Genomic DNA, 13196 nt, shown 5'->3' on the forward strand with positions numbered 1-13196 from the left:
TGACGGCTCCTTTGACCTTGCTGAAACAACCGCGTCATGCGGTTTTGGGTATTGTAGGAAAGTGACGGGATGAAGTAAAGTTGACTCTCCCGTTTGGCGGCTCCTTATCAGGCCAGCCACTATTGTACGGCATTTTTGAACATCTCCAAAGAGGAAAGCATGACCGCATTCACGACGGAAAAAATCGATGTAGAACCGTGGTTTGATATGGAATTGTTCATGGGCGTCAGCCAGGAGACCCGGCTTGGCGGCGACGTGATGGAGCGTTTCATGGCGCTGTGGAAGAACTGGCTTCCCCATCTGACCGTGAAGGGCATCGACACGGGCAAGATCAAGTATCTTTTGGTGGCCCTCGACGAGGCGGTGGAGCAGGACGTGGACAAGGCTTGGGAAAGCTCGCCGTCCAACGCGTTTTTGTACAACGCGCTGGCGCAGACCATGTGCATGGCCGCCGTGCATGCCGTAATCCCCGAAGTGCAGGATGCCGGCTGCGCGCCCGCCCCCAAGCCCACCGCCGCGCTGCGCGAGGCGCTGGAGGCCGAGGGCATCCCGTACAGCAACGACAAGGATCCCATCCTGTCCCGCCGCTATGCCGTGGTGACGCACTACCCCTTTAAGGGCGGCTGTGAGATCTGCGTGCTTCAGAGCAACTGTCCCAAGGGGCAGGGCCAGATGGAAGCCGCGTCCGTGGTGCTTCCCGGCTACGAGCATCCTCAGCAGATGTGATTGGATGTTGGGAAGTTGGGGGAGGGGAAAGGGAACCTTTCTCCAGAAAGGTTCCCTTTCCCCTCCCCCAAACCCCCTCCCCTTTCCCTCCAAAGACTTTCGACTGGTGGGGAGGCCGCTCGGAGGGAGTTCGTTTGATGGACGGTTGGGATTTGGTGCGGTGGGCCTGTGGGGTCGGCAGTCTCCGGCTCCGGCCTCGATCGTCTGGTTGTTTTAGGGCGGTGGGCCCGTGGGTCCGGCGGAGGAATCGGTTTTGCCGTCGTGGTTGAAAGGCCGATGGTGTGTGCCGGGCCCGGAAGGCGGCGTCGTTGGGCGGAAGCATGAATTGGGGATGGAAGACGGGTATGCGCGTTCTGTTGTTGGATCTTGGGCTGGAATTGCGAGGCGGCCAGCGGCAGGTGTATTATCTGGCCCGCGCGTTGGCCCGCACATCCGGCATGGAGCCGTTGGTGGCCTGCCCCCGTGCGGGAAAGCTGGCTGAGCTGCTGCATGACGAGGGCCTGCCCGTTTTGGCCTTGCCGGGCCGGAGCCCTGCCAGCCCGTTGCTGCTGCGCTGGATGGGGCAGCGGCTGCGTGATTTTCCCCCGGATATCGTACACACGCATGACGCCAACGCCGCTACGCTGGGCGCGATCTACAAGCTACTGCACAGCGGCACGCTCTTGATACACAGCCGCCGGGTTTCGTATCCGCTGCGGCGTGGGCTGCGCTCGTGGAAATACAGGATTGCCGATGCTGTTGTGGGCGTCAGCCGGGAGATTGCCGACGGCATGATCGAGGCGGGCATCCCCGCCTCACGGGTCAGTGCGATCCATTCCGGCATCGATCCCTCCCGTTACCGCCCTCATGAGGCGCGTCGGGGCGGGGGCTTCCTCTTCCAGAGCATAGGAGCCTTCACGCCCCAGAAAGGCTACAGCGTGCTTGTCCGGGCGATGGCGGAACTGCGGAAGCGTTCCCTGCCTCAGTGGGCCGTGCGCATCGTGGGCGATGGGCCGTTGCTGGATCCCATCAAAGAAGAAGCCCGTGCCCTCGGCGTGGATGATCTGCTTGCGCTGCCCGGCCGCCGGGATAGCGTGGACATGCTGCCGGACTGCGACGCCCTGGTCGTCCCGTCAGTGGACGGGGAGGGGAGCAGCGGGGCCATCAAGGAAGGCTGGGTGACGGGCGTCCCTGTGATCTGCTCGGCACTGGCTTCCAATCGGGAGCTGGTGCGCGGGGACGAGAACGGGCTTCTTGCCGCCGTGGGCGATCCCGTATCGCTTGCCGATGCGATGGCGCGCTGCCTGACCGACGAAGCCCTGCGGGTGCGGCTTGCCGAAGCGGGAAGCCGATCCGTGCTGGCGTTTACCGATACCCGGATGGCTGGGCAATACATGGATTTGTACCGCCGCCTTATGGGAAAAGGCACGGAATGATCCCCTGCCTGAGAGGATTCCAGCCTCCCTGTGGTTTCCCCCGGAAATGGAGACATCCGCTTTTGCAATGAAACCGTATTTCAACCATCTGAAATTCAAAATGAAATTTTGAGGTCGTATCGCTAGTTATATATAATTTATTGAAATTATTTAACTGTTTTTCAGGTCATAAAGGTATTATTGGGGGCTCTGTTATAGTTTGTGGTTGTTTCATCTCCACAGTGCGGTGAAAATACAGCCTTTTTATCCGGTTTTCCCCTTGGCGGGATCCACGGCTAAGGCATTTTTCCAGTTATCCCTTTGGAACTTCAAGGAAAAAAGCATCAACCATTTTCTATGACACGGCATTATTTTTAATAATTTCAAATAATTATATATAAAACGACGACACGCCTAGAAAATCATCGAAAAAGCGAATGCCTCCGAAAACAAGGCACATAGATTTTTCCAGTATTCCCGGTACGCTTGAAGAAAAACGCCGCACAGCGAACAATTCGTTGCGCGGCGTTTCGGTTATTGCCGGATGGGAAACGGGAAAACAGGGTGAGGGGAAAGAAACGGCGTCCTTTCCCCTCCGAGGCTTCATCTCGCGGGGCCGGATTTACCTGTAGATGTCCACATCGTCCACGAGGTACGGCGGTTCTCCCTTGAATGCCTTGACCTTGACGCGGTCGCCAGCCTTCAATTGCGTAAAGGGCACGTCCTGATCGGGCTTGTCCCTGTGTTCGAGTTCAAATTCACTGCGATCATCCACGCGGAAGGGGATCGCCTTGCCGTCCCGATTCTTCACAACGAAAGTCTTTTGGGCGGGATCGACGCTTTCCACAGTGCCGCGGAAACGCATCTTGTGGTGGGAACCGGCAAAAGCCGGGACGGAAAAAGCGGCAAGAACGGCAACCGCAAAGGCGGCACACAACGTACGTTTGAGCATGGCAGCCCTCCTTTTGCATCCCACGCTAGGGAGCGCCGCCATAGAAAGCCATGAGTATCATCCCGAACGGTTTGATTTTTCATCCATTGCGGGAAACATGATGCCCCCGTTTCACCTTGTCCACAACCACCTTTCTCTAGAGCCCCGAAAACCGCGATGGGGAAATAAATGCCCTCAACTGCGGATGGGGGGAGCTGAAAATGGCCTGTGAAAACATCGCCCATCATTCCCCTATTCGCTATCCCGCGTTCATCGGCAGACAGGGAACGCCCCGAACAGGGATTCGATAAGCGCGAAAGTCTTTGGAGTGGGTGGGGGAGGCGTGGAGGGGGAGGGAGAACCTTTCTCCAGAAAGGTTCTCCCTCCCCCTCCACATCCCCACAATCCCCTTTCCTTAAAAAGCCTCGCCGCCGGCGAGGAGATCCTCACGGATGAGCTTGCGGAGCTTGTGGGCCACGGGGCCGGTCTTGCCGCCGCCGATGGGCCTGCCCTCGAAATGGGTCACGCCGATGCACTCGTGCGCCGTGCCGAGGATCATCATCTCCCGGACGGAATCCAGCTCGGCCTGCGGGATGGGGCGGATCTCCACGGGCATGAACGCCTTGGCAAGCTCCATCGCCTTGGTCGCCACCGTGCCGACCAGCGCGTTCTTGAATTCGGGGAACACCAGCGCGCCCTTGGCGTCAACCACGGCTACGTTGGCTATGGCCGCTTCGGTCAGGCAGCCGTCCGCGTCGAAGGTCAGGGCGACGTCCATGTGCTTCCGCATGGCCTCAAGCGTCATGAAGACGGCGGAAAGATAGTTGGTCGTCTTGAGGCGGGCGAACATGGCGGGCTTGACCGGCACGTCGCTGCGGAAGGCGGTGAGGCCCTTGTCGTACCATGCGTCCGTGCGTACCGGGACGCGGTAGGCGGCCACGTACAGGCTGGACTGGGGGCACTCCTTGAGCGCGATGCCGAACCCTCCGGGCCCGCGGCCCGACAGGATGCGGATATTGCCTTCGGGTTCGTCTCCGGCCTTGGCCACGGCGAGCACGATATCCCGGATTTCCTCAATGGGGCAGGGCAGGGTGAGGGACAGCCCGGCGGCGGAATTGGCGAGCCGCCGCAGGTGCGCATCAAGGTGGATGACCTTGCGTTCGGTGAAGCGGATGGTTTCAAAGACGCCGTCGCCGCGATGGACGAGGTGGTCGTCCAGCGGGGCCAGCATCAGCCGGGGATCGCGGCAGATCGCGCCGAAACGGTGTTCGTAGAAAGCCAGAATATTGTCCGCGCCGGGACGTTCCAGTTCCCGGAGCTTCTCGATCCATGCATTCGTGTCCAGTACGGGAATCATGGCAAACCTCTTTCTGGTGGTTTCAAGGGTGGGCTGCCAATATTCTTACTCCCTTCGGGGCGAAAAGGCCAGATTGGGGCACCCGGTTTCCCGGATGCCCCAATCGGAAGAAACGGTTCGCGGGAGCCGGATTTACTTCTTGATGAACACGGTGCGATCCTTTACGCCGAGCAGGTCGCGGCGGAGCAGTTCCTCGGCAATCTGGACGGCGTTGAGCGCGGCGCCCTTGCGGATGTTGTCGGCGACGATCCACAGGTTGAGGCCGTTCGGGATAGTCTCGTCCTCACGGATGCGGCCCACATAGGTCTGATCTTCCCCAGCGGCGTCGATCGCGAGGGGATACATCTTTTCGGAGGGGTTGTCGTACACCTGCACGCCGGGGGCCTGCGCAAGGATGGCGCGGGCTTCCTTGGCGGAAAGCTTGCGTTCGGTTTCGATGTTCACGGACTCGGAGTGTCCGTAGAACACGGGCACGCGCACGCAGGTGGCGGTCACCTTCACGTTCGGGTCGCGCATGATCTTGACGGTTTCGTGGACCATCTTCATTTCTTCCTTGGTGTAGTCGTTCTCAAGGAAGACGTCGATGTGCGGGATGCAGTTGAACGCGATGCGGTGGGGATACACGTTCACTTCGGGCTCTTTCAGGTTGAACATCTGGCGGACTTGCGTCTCCAGTTCGCTGATGCCCTTCTGCCCGGATCCGGAAACGGCCTGATAGGTGGAGACCACCACGCGGCGGATGCCCGCGGCGTCGTGCAGGGGCTTCAGGGCCACGACCATCTGGATGGTGGAGCAGTTCGGGTTGGCGATGATGCCGTTGTGCCCTTCCAGCGCATCGGGGTTCACTTCGGGCACGACCAGCGGACAGCGCTCGTCCATGCGCCACGCGCTGGAGTTGTCCACGACGATGCAACCCGCGGCGGCGGCGTGGGGGGCGTATTTTTCGGAGGTGGAACCGCCCGCGGAGAAGATGGCGATGTCGATGTCCTCGAACACATCTTCCTTCAGTTCGCGCACGACCAGCTCGGAATCCCCGTAGGGGACTTTCGTCCCGGCGGAACGGGCCGAGGCGAAGGGAATGACCTCAGTGGCGGGGAAGTTCCTGCTTTCAAGGGTCTTCAGCATTTCACGGCCGACGGCGCCGGTAGCCCCCACAACAGCGACAACGAGTTTTTTTTCAGACATGGTATCCTCTATCCTCGAACAAAAAAGGAAAGCCTCGGAGCGTGTGATTTTCGCAAGGCGTTCGATGTTCATGTAACGGGTTGCCGCCGCTGTCAAGCCTGTTGAAGCGCTTTTCACCCGAAATCCGTATCCTTTTTTTGACGGCATTTCGGGCAGTCACGCGTAATGGGCCAAAAGGCTTTTGGATATCAAAGGGTTCGGGCTTTCCTCCGGCAGAATGCGCGGAAAGGGGGGGCGAGGCCCGGCGCTTGCCCTTTTTGACATAAATGTTATTTCTGTCGCGCCGGATTGGGGCCCCGTTTCGCCGCGCCCGAAGCCTCAAAACACGGGAGCGGCGTTAGAGTCGCTTGCCAGCCACGGTGTTTGTTCTTATAGTTTGACCGTAAAGTAAAGGTAATCTACGTCGTCAGGATACACCCGGAATTTTTCCGGCCCCGTACGCTGACAAGGAGTATTTTATGGCCACTCGTCTTTCCCCTGCTGATGAAGCGCCCTTCAATGTCCAGATCAAGAATCTGGCTGATGAAGAGCTTCTTGATTTCTGGGAAGAAACCCAGCAGATCGAGAGCGCCTTGCGTGCCGAATATCAGCAAACGGTGGTTCCTGTTCAGGATTATGAGCGCCTGATCGTGCTGGAACTGCAACTGCGTTCCTGCCAGCGCCAGAAATCCTGCGGAGCCTGATCGCCTCTTGAACCTCTCCGTTTCGGCCCGTCCGGTGCCGGGACGTCCCTACGGCATTACGGCCCTCCCCTTTTGCGGGAGGGTTTTTTACACCCCAGCCTAGGCAAGCCGCTTGGCGAAATTGATGGTTCGGCAGACTTCCGAAAAGCCGCATGCGGCATGGAACAGTCGGCTTTCCTCGTTTTCCAGCTCACAGTCGCTGGCGAACTCCGCACATCCTTTTTCCTTGGCCCACGCTTCACAGCGCCGCAGCAGCCCGGCCGCCGCGCCGCACCGCCGGAATGCCGCAGCGACAAAAATCCCTTCGAGGTAGCCTGCCGGGGATTGTTCCGTCCCCTCGACGTATTCCCACCGCAGGGCACAGGCGGCGAACCCCACGGGCACGCCGTCCGCGGAGGCGAGGAAAGCGGCGGCATCTTCGCGGGTACAAAAGGCTTCCATCTCCTGCCGCAGGGCTTCCCTGCCGTGCCCCGGCCAGAGGAGCAGGGCGAGATCCGTTACGGTATCCGTGTCCCGCGGCGTTGCCTGCCGCAGGGTTATTTCTTTCTTCATCATGGACTGCCGTTCCATCCTTTCTTTTGCAAGCAAAAAGGCCGGATCCCCTTTTTTAGAGGAGCCCCGGCCTTTGGGTTCGGTGGACGTTACTGCGCCTGCTGGGGCGTGTGGTTTTTGTGTTCCCTGATTTTCGTGACCTCCTCGGCCACCGCCTTCTTGAGATCCGCCGGGGTGTTCGGGTCATCGAGCGCCTTTTGGAGCTGTTCGAGGCCCTTGTCCGGCTGATCGAGGTAGTAGGCGTAGAGGATGCCGAGGCTGTAGCGCACGGAAGGATCTTCCTTGGCGGCGACGACCTTTTCGAGGCTGGCGGCGGCTTCGGCGTTGCGGTTCTGGCTGTGCTGGATGATGCCGAGCATGTAGAGAGGCTGCGTTTCGTTGGGCGCGGCGACCACGGCGCGCAGGGCGAACGTCTCGGCCCGCTGCCAGTCCTGCGTGTGCATGAAGTGCTCGGTCAGGCCGATGAGGGCTTCGAGGTCAGTGGGGTTTTTCTGGAGTTTCTGCATCAGGGCCATGATGCCCTGCTGCGTGGCTTCGTCCATGCCCGCGCTTGTGGGCATCTGCTGCCCGGACGGGGCCGCGGCCTGTGTGCCGGTGGTCGTGTGGGAAACCAGGCCGGGGTTGTCCGAGAAGTAGGACAGTGTGGACGCGAGCATAAGCACCAGCCCCGCCGTGATGAGCAGCAGGATGGAGCGGCGGTTTTTTCCGAAAGTCTGATCAGTCATTGCGCAGGGTCTCCAACTGGGTAAGGCGGCGGTTGAGGGCTATCTGGTTGCGGATCAAGAACGCAAGGTAGGCGCCGAGCCCGATCCATACGGCGATATTCGCATACATGAGCCAATCCATATCGGTCATGAGGGGACTCCTTGATTTGTGGTTGGTTTGATGGCGGAGGGGGCTTTTGCAAAAGCCTCTGCCGCAGGATTTTGTTGATATGTTTACACTATATTGACTGTACAGATTGTTATGCCGCTTTCATTGAAGGCTGTGCCATAGGAAATGGTTGGTACTTTCTTTTTGGCTGTGTTATAGAAAATGGTTGATGCTTTTTCCTTGAAACTCCAAAGGGATAACCGGCAAAATGCCTTAGCCGTGTATCCCGTCAAGGGGAAAACGGGAAAAAGGCTATATTTTTCACCGCACTGTGGAGATGAAACAACCACATATTATAACAGAGCCTTCTTTTTTGAAGTTCCACAGGGATAACCAATACAATGCCTCAGCCATGAAGCCCGCCAATGGGAAAACTGAAAAAGGCGGTATGTTCACCAATCTGTGGAGCTGAAACAGCCACATCCTATGACAGCGCCCTGCAAAAGCCCCTCAACCGGGCCTCCTCCCGAAAAACTCCGGCTGGTGGTGAGGTTACGCTCAGGGAGCCCTGCAAATGAGGCCCCCCCTATATAACCCCCGGAATCCAAAAGGCGAAAGTTCTTGGAGGGGGCTTTTTTCAAAGGCTGTGTCATAAAAATGGTTGATGCCTTTTCCTTGAAGTTCGGAGGGAACAACCGATACAATGTTTCAGCCATAAAGTCCGCCAAGGAAAAACCGGAGAAAAAGGCTGTATTTTCATCGTGCTGTGGGGATGAAACAGCCACGTACCATGACAGAGCCTTCAAAAAGGCCCCTCCCCCGATCCTTTCCCTATGGTTGACTACAACTCGCCGTGGACGGCGAGGCCGTCGAGACGTTCTTTCTGTTTAATCTGCAAGGTACGGAGGCCGACGAGGGCCGCCCAGACGAGCCCGAAACAGGCGACGGCGGCGATGGCGGCGATCTTCATTTCGGGTTCAAGCCCGCCGGACTTGTTGGCGAACACGGCGGGATGGATGGAGCGCCACAGCCGTGCGGACAGGAATACCAGCGGCACGTCCACAAAGGCCACGATGCCGACCACCGCGCACAGGTTCGCCTGGCGCTCGCGGGGCATGTCCATCTTGCGCAGGACGAGGTAGCCCGCATAGAGGAACCAGAGGATCAGCGTCGTGGTCAGGCGCGGGTCCCACGTCCACCAGACGCCCCACGAATGGCGCGCCCAGATGGAGCCGGAAACGAGCGCCAGCCCGCTGAGCACCACGCCCACCTCGGCGGCGGCCCCGGCCACGGCGTCCCAGTGGCGGCTGCGCGTCTTGAGGTAGGCCACCCCGGATACGCAGACGAGGAAGAAGCTCACAAATGACCACCACGCCAACGGCAGATGCGTGTAAAAGATCTTTTGCACCAGTCCCATCGTCTGCTCGACAGGCGCATACCAATAGATAAGCACCTGACAGGCCGCCATGAGCACGCCGCCGAGCACGGCGCAGGGGAGCATCCATGTGTACCGCATGAGATTATTCGTCTCCTGAAAAGACAAAGGGGAAAAGGACAAGCCCCGCCGCGAGGAACACCGCGTCGAAGGCTGCGGCAATGCCGAGCCATGACTCCACGCCTTCGGGCAGGGCTTCGCTGAGCCCCCCGGCGCAGACGCGGATACCCGCCAGCAGGATGGGGATGATCAGCGGGAAAAGCACGATGGACAGCAGCGATTCCCGCGCGGCCTGCCCTTGCGACAGCGCGCCGAGCAGGGAGCCGAGCGACGCCATGCCGACGTCGGTAAGGACGAGGGCGAGCAGGGCCAGAGGCCAGCCGTCGCCCAGCGACTGCCCAAGGAACACGATGGCCGCCGGAAGGAAAAGGAGCTGCGCCGTCAGGATGATGCACAGCCCCGCCGCAGCCTTGCCGAGCAATACGGACTGGACCGGCGCGGGCAGGAGCAGCAGCCCCGCCCGTGAACCGTTGGCCTCTTCGAGCCCGTACAGCATATTAAAGGATAAGACCTGACAGAAGGCCGAGGACAGCCAGAAGATCGTGGCGGCCCCCTGCCCGCTCATGGTTTCCCCGGTTTCCCGTGACAGGCTGAACACGAAGATGAGCAGCAGGCCGAGCAGGAGCGCCTGCACGAGCCCGGCCCCGCGCGAAAGCACGAGACGCAGATCCTTGCGGGCGATGAGGCAGGCGGCTTTCAGCATACGGCCCCCCCGGTGCGGGCGCCTTCATACCCGGAGGCGGGGCCGCAGTAGCCGATGGTTCTGTTCTCGATGGCGATGATCCGGTCGGCGCGCTTGGCGTCCCCGGCTACATCGTGGGTGATCCAGACGATCCCCGCGCCCCGTTCACGGGCCACGGCGATTTCCCGGTGCAGGATGGCGAGGGAACGCACATCAAGCCCGGTGCCCGGTTCGTCGAGCAGCAGAAGCTGGGGCGACTGGAGGAGGATGCGGGCGAGGTTCAGCCGCTGCGCCATCCCGCGCGAGAAGGTTCCGGCCCGTTCTTCGGCGAAGGGGGCCAGCTCCACGCGGGCCAACGCTTCGGAGAGCGCCGCCTTGTCCGTCGGCTTCCCGTGCATCCCGCTCCAGAACGCAAGGTTCTCAAGCGCGGTCAGGCCGGGATAGATGAACGTGGCGTGCCCAAGGTAGCCGAGCCCGCCATCTTCGCAAAACCGTTCGACGGTGCCCACGGTGGGGCGGGCCAGCCCGGCCATGATCTTGAGCAGGGTGGTCTTGCCCGCGCCGTTCGCGCCGACCAGCAGCGTGACCGTGCCGGGATGCACCTCAAACGAGATGTTCTTGAGCACGGCGCGGGCGCCGAAGAGTTTTCCGATTCCGGCGAGCTTCAGCAGCATCTCAGCTTTCCCGGCCGTTGCGGCGCCTGAAGCTGATGAACGGCAGCAGGCACATCAGGATGCCGCCGATCCACAGCCAGTTGACCAGCGGGTTGGAGCTCAGGCGGAACACGGCCCGGTTCTGCTGATCCACCGCCATAAGGGTCGCATAGAACTCATTGCCCAGCGAAGGGATGACCGCGGCCTCCGCGAACTGCATCTGCCCCCACTTGGCGTAGACGCGGCGCTGCGGGGAGGCGATGCCGATGAGCTTGCCGTCCTTGCGGACTTCCAGCTCGCCCTCAAGGAAGATATAGCCGGCGCCTTCGCCTTCATACAGGTTCTTGAAGGTGACCTCAAACTGGCCGACCTTCACGGTCTCACCCATAGCCATTGTGGGTTCGGATTCGATCTTGTAGGGGCCGGAAAAGGCGATGCCGAGCGCGATGAGGGCCACCCCGATGTGGATGCCGTAGGCGGAAAAGCTCGGAGCGTGGCTGTAGATGGGCCGCTCAAAGAGTTTCAGGCCCATGCTGACCAGCGCGGCGATGCTTGCCGACGCGCCGAGCACGGCGACGGGCAGGGTGTAGCCGATGGCGTACATCGCGGCGGCGGCCCCGATGAAGGTACACACCACGAGGAGGAGCTTGCGCATGTTGCGGACGCCGCCGTTCCAGCCGAGCCACGGGCAGATGCTCAGGATGGCGACCATGGCGGCGAACAGCGGCATACAGACGCGGTTGTAGAAGTCGGCGGTCAGGCCCACCGCGCCGCCGTGGTCATGCCCGGCCTCGTCAAGGACGACCTCACGGGCGAGCCCCATGACGGTCTCTTTCCAGAAGGCGGTGAACACGGGCCACATGGTGGCGACGAGGATGATCAGCGAAAGCGCCAGCAGGAGCCACGAGGTCAGGACAAGGAACCCTTCGCGGCTTTCGATCCCGGCCAGTTCGCCCGCATCGGAACGCCGCGCGAGCAGGGCGATCCAGAAGGAAAGGGCGATGGAAATGAGGATGAAGAGGAGCAGCGGGACGCCCACGCCGCCGGAACCGAAGGCATGCACGGACTGCACCACGCCGCTGCGGACAAGGTAGGTGGCGAAGAACGCCGAAACGGTGGTGAGCGCCATAAGGAAGACGTTCACGCCGTGCAGCTTGTTGCGGCGCGTCTGGATGAGCATGGTGTGCAGGGCCGCCGTAGCGATGAGCCACGGGATGAGGGAGGCGTTTTCCACCGGGTCCCATGCCCAGTAGCCGCCCCAGCCGAGCTCCATGTAGGCCCACCAGCCGCCGAGCACGATGCCCGCGGTAAGCATGGCCCACGCCGCCAGCGTGAAGGGCCGGGCCACATCCGTCCATGCCGCCTCATCGGCGTGCCTGCGGCTCAGCGTCTGGGCGAGGGCGAGACAGCCGGGGATCACGAACCCGCCATAACCGAGGAACAGCAGCGGGGGATGGAAGATCATGCCGGGGTTCTGGAGCAGGGGGTTCAGCCCGTTGCCGTCCTGCGGCACGGCATGGTTCATGAGGAAGGGATTGTTCCACGTCACGAGGATGAGCCCGAAGAAGCTCATGATGCCGAGGTAAAAGACCCAGTACCAGAGCCGCGTGTCGGGGGTCAGGCCCTTATAGGAACGGGTGAGCTGGAACAGCCCGCCGCAGATGGCTACGGAGAAAGCCCAGAACAACATGGAGCCGGCCTGTCCCGCCCAGAAGGCCGTAATGCGGTAGAAGAGCGGCAACAGCCGGTCGGTGTAGCTCGCCACATAGACCAGGGAGAAGTCGTAGCTCGCCAGCGCATATATAAGGATAGCGGACGCGATGACGTAACACCCCGTCAGGCACAGGTTGGCCTTTTCGATGAAGCCGAGGCCCGGAACGGAGGTGCGGCGCTGGGCCTTGCCCGCAGCCGGGGCCGTCCTCGGCCACAGCGATTTGACGGCCCACAGCGCCCCGGCGAGTGCGCAGAGCATGGAGAGCGCGAGAAGGACGAAAGCGAAATAATACATGGAAGCTCCAAGTTGTCCGGGATCTCTTCCCGAAAGAGTGGGCCGCGGTTACGGCTCCGGTACATACAAAAAGCCGCTCCGCCCGCATCACACGGGGCCCGCCGCGCTGGGCGGCAGGCCGGCCGAAGATTCGGGGCAGGGCGGCGTTCAGCCTCTGTTTTCCTTTTGATACTTGGAAGGGCACTTGGTCATGAGCGTTTTGGCCTGAAACGAACCGTCAGGCCGGAGCCCCCCTTCCACAATGACTTCCGCACCGACCTTGAAGGTGTCCGGGATGGCGCCCGTGTACTCAACCCACAGCGTAGTAGCCTTGTTCTCCTGATCTTCCAGCCGGAACCTGACGTCTCGGCCGGTTTCGGAGCGCGAAAGCCCGTCCTCGGCAACGGTGCCGAAGAGGCGGGCGGCCTTCAGCTTATCGGAGGGGGTGGCAAGCGCTTCGGAGACATTGAGGAAATAGACGCTGTTTTCGGAAAAGCCGGAATACGCAAGATAGCCGACGCCTCCCAAAAACAGGAGAAGCGCTACGAGATAGACGTTCTTGCCGGATTTTTTTGCCATGGTGGTTCCTGTTATGCTTTCCTCCTCACTTCCATCGTGCCGAATACCAGCGGGGAGGGCAAAAGTCAAATCACTTCCGGCTTCAACACGCCTTCCCGCCTGTTGATTTTTCAGCCTTTTTTCCGCCGCAGCGCTTGTTTTTTTCAGCACATGAAGGGC

The 13196-nt window shown here is 60.7% G+C and carries 14 protein-coding genes; 3 read left to right on the top strand and 11 right to left on the bottom strand.

All coding sequences use genetic code 11. From position 1 onward, the window contains the following. The first annotated feature begins 159 nt into the window (after nt 1-159). A complete protein-coding gene (locus AC6I1V_RS10855; protein ID WP_308771925.1) occupies nt 160-726 on the top strand; it encodes a hypothetical protein in 567 nt (188 codons plus the stop codon). 344 nt (nt 727-1070) lie between these two features. After that, nucleotides 1071-2141 carry a glycosyltransferase family 4 protein gene (locus AC6I1V_RS10860; RefSeq protein ID WP_486853428.1) on the top strand — a complete coding sequence of 357 codons (1071 nt, stop codon included), beginning with the start codon at nt 1071-1073 and terminating at the stop codon, nt 2139-2141. Nucleotides 2142-2742: 601 nt separating this feature from the next. On the opposite strand, the gene AC6I1V_RS10865 is transcribed toward AC6I1V_RS10860, so the two are convergent. The 3 genes from AC6I1V_RS10865 to AC6I1V_RS10875 form a co-directional block, all read right to left on the bottom strand. Further along, nucleotides 2743-3072 carry a DUF5666 domain-containing protein gene (locus AC6I1V_RS10865; RefSeq protein ID WP_486853427.1) on the bottom strand — a complete coding sequence of 110 codons (330 nt, stop codon included), beginning with the start codon at nt 3070-3072 and terminating at the stop codon, nt 2743-2745. 394 nt (nt 3073-3466) lie between these two features. Further along, nucleotides 3467-4408, bottom strand: a complete 942-nt coding sequence (locus tag AC6I1V_RS10870) for an aminotransferase class IV (protein WP_302551302.1) — start codon at nt 4406-4408, stop codon at nt 3467-3469. 132 nt (nt 4409-4540) lie between these two features. Continuing rightward, nucleotides 4541-5593: an aspartate-semialdehyde dehydrogenase gene (locus AC6I1V_RS10875; RefSeq protein WP_486853426.1), complete on the bottom strand. Its 1053-nt coding sequence runs from the start codon at nt 5591-5593 to the stop codon at nt 4541-4543. A gap of 458 nt (nt 5594-6051) precedes the next feature. Between AC6I1V_RS10875 and AC6I1V_RS10880 the strand changes: the two genes are divergently transcribed. Then, nucleotides 6052-6276: a hypothetical protein gene (locus tag AC6I1V_RS10880; protein ID WP_302551300.1), complete on the top strand. Its 225-nt coding sequence runs from the start codon at nt 6052-6054 to the stop codon at nt 6274-6276. A 99-nt stretch (nt 6277-6375) separates the two neighbouring features. Here the strand turns inward: AC6I1V_RS10880 and aac(6') are convergent, their stop codons facing one another. From aac(6') to AC6I1V_RS10920, 8 genes are all read right to left on the bottom strand, one after another. Then, nucleotides 6376-6831 carry an aminoglycoside 6'-N-acetyltransferase gene (aac(6'), locus tag AC6I1V_RS10885; protein ID WP_302551299.1) on the bottom strand — a complete coding sequence of 152 codons (456 nt, stop codon included), beginning with the start codon at nt 6829-6831 and terminating at the stop codon, nt 6376-6378. Between the two features lie 86 nt (nt 6832-6917). Then, on the bottom strand, nt 6918-7553 hold the full coding sequence (locus AC6I1V_RS10890) for a tetratricopeptide repeat protein (RefSeq protein ID WP_479858380.1): 636 nt from the start codon (nt 7551-7553) through the stop codon (nt 6918-6920). Continuing rightward, nucleotides 7546-7683 (bottom strand): CcmD family protein, encoded by a 138-nt coding sequence (locus AC6I1V_RS10895; RefSeq protein ID WP_302551297.1) that lies wholly within the window; start codon nt 7681-7683, stop codon nt 7546-7548. The genes AC6I1V_RS10890 and AC6I1V_RS10895 overlap by 8 nt, the downstream gene beginning before the upstream one ends. 799 nt (nt 7684-8482) lie before the next feature. Next, nucleotides 8483-9157, bottom strand: coding sequence for a cytochrome c biogenesis protein (locus AC6I1V_RS10900; protein ID WP_486853425.1), 675 nt, complete (start codon nt 9155-9157; stop codon nt 8483-8485). 4 nt (nt 9158-9161) lie between these two features. Next, nucleotides 9162-9839: a heme exporter protein CcmB gene (locus tag AC6I1V_RS10905; RefSeq protein WP_302551295.1), complete on the bottom strand. Its 678-nt coding sequence runs from the start codon at nt 9837-9839 to the stop codon at nt 9162-9164. Further along, nucleotides 9833-10492 (bottom strand): ABC transporter ATP-binding protein, encoded by a 660-nt coding sequence (locus tag AC6I1V_RS10910; protein WP_486853424.1) that lies wholly within the window; start codon nt 10490-10492, stop codon nt 9833-9835. Before AC6I1V_RS10910 ends, AC6I1V_RS10905 begins: the two co-directional genes overlap by 7 nt. Before the next feature lies 1 nt (nt 10493). Next, a complete protein-coding gene (locus tag AC6I1V_RS10915) occupies nt 10494-12479 on the bottom strand; it encodes a heme lyase CcmF/NrfE family subunit (protein WP_486853423.1) in 1986 nt (661 codons plus the stop codon). Between the two features lie 147 nt (nt 12480-12626). Continuing rightward, the gene (locus AC6I1V_RS10920) at nt 12627-13037 is read right to left on the bottom strand and encodes a cytochrome c maturation protein CcmE (RefSeq protein ID WP_486853422.1); all 411 of its coding nucleotides are present in this window, start codon (nt 13035-13037) and stop codon (nt 12627-12629) included. Between the last annotated feature and the right edge of the window lie 159 nt (nt 13038-13196).

It is taken from the genome of Bilophila sp. T19-St14, from assembly GCF_059728385.1.

Coding starts and splice junctions, on each gene's coding strand:
- AC6I1V_RS10855 (WP_308771925.1), top strand. CDS start 160: ATGACCGCATTCACGACGGAAAAAATCGATGTAGAACCGTGGTTTGAT.
- AC6I1V_RS10860 (WP_486853428.1), top strand. CDS start 1,071: ATGCGCGTTCTGTTGTTGGATCTTGGGCTGGAATTGCGAGGCGGCCAG.
- AC6I1V_RS10865 (WP_486853427.1), bottom strand. CDS start 3,072: ATGCTCAAACGTACGTTGTGTGCCGCCTTTGCGGTTGCCGTTCTTGCC.
- AC6I1V_RS10870 (WP_302551302.1), bottom strand. CDS start 4,408: ATGATTCCCGTACTGGACACGAATGCATGGATCGAGAAGCTCCGGGAA.
- AC6I1V_RS10875 (WP_486853426.1), bottom strand. CDS start 5,593: ATGTCTGAAAAAAAACTCGTTGTCGCTGTTGTGGGGGCTACCGGCGCC.
- AC6I1V_RS10880 (WP_302551300.1), top strand. CDS start 6,052: ATGGCCACTCGTCTTTCCCCTGCTGATGAAGCGCCCTTCAATGTCCAG.
- AC6I1V_RS10890 (WP_479858380.1), bottom strand. CDS start 7,553: ATGACTGATCAGACTTTCGGAAAAAACCGCCGCTCCATCCTGCTGCTC.
- AC6I1V_RS10895 (WP_302551297.1), bottom strand. CDS start 7,683: ATGACCGATATGGATTGGCTCATGTATGCGAATATCGCCGTATGGATC.
- AC6I1V_RS10900 (WP_486853425.1), bottom strand. CDS start 9,157: ATGCGGTACACATGGATGCTCCCCTGCGCCGTGCTCGGCGGCGTGCTC.
- AC6I1V_RS10905 (WP_302551295.1), bottom strand. CDS start 9,839: ATGCTGAAAGCCGCCTGCCTCATCGCCCGCAAGGATCTGCGTCTCGTG.
- AC6I1V_RS10910 (WP_486853424.1), bottom strand. CDS start 10,492: ATGCTGCTGAAGCTCGCCGGAATCGGAAAACTCTTCGGCGCCCGCGCC.
- AC6I1V_RS10915 (WP_486853423.1), bottom strand. CDS start 12,479: ATGTATTATTTCGCTTTCGTCCTTCTCGCGCTCTCCATGCTCTGCGCA.
- AC6I1V_RS10920 (WP_486853422.1), bottom strand. CDS start 13,037: ATGGCAAAAAAATCCGGCAAGAACGTCTATCTCGTAGCGCTTCTCCTG.